This is a genomic window from Pseudomonas sp. SIMBA_067, assembly GCF_046534675.1.
GTDB lineage: Bacteria > Pseudomonadota > Gammaproteobacteria > Pseudomonadales > Pseudomonadaceae > Aquipseudomonas > Aquipseudomonas putida.
Window position 1 is genome coordinate 1 of sequence record NZ_JAWRYH010000084.1, and the last position, 395, is coordinate 395.

Sequence of the window (395 nt, forward strand, 5' to 3'; positions counted from 1 at the left end):
GACTTGATCCTGAGCCTGAAAGGCAGCACTGATCGGGTTACTATCAGCAACTACTTCCGCGACGATGGCACCAGTGCCTACAAGCTGGAAGAGATCCGCTTCGCCGACGGCAAGTCTTGGAGCATCGAGCAGGTCAAGACCCTGGTGCTGACCGGGACTGATGGCAATGACACGGTGAGAGGTTTTGCAACCGATGACGTGATGGATGGCGGTTCGGGTAACGACTACCTGTATGGCGAAAACGGCAACGACACCCTCAAAGGTGGAGCCGGCAACGATGTCCTGTACGGCGGCAACGGCAACGACCTGGTATTGGGCGGTGAGGGCGCACGCACCAGCGGTTCGGACTACGAACCTGGCATGTAATGCCTGGAGGCGCCTGTGAAAAACACCCT

At 58.0% G+C, this 395-nt stretch carries 1 protein-coding gene; it reads left to right on the forward strand.

Going from position 1 to position 395, the window contains the following annotated elements:
• Window positions 1-366 (forward strand): calcium-binding protein (locus tag SB765_RS28190; RefSeq protein WP_410932293.1); only part of this gene is annotated, 366 nt, incomplete at its 5' end.
• Window positions 367-395 lie beyond the last annotated feature (29 nt).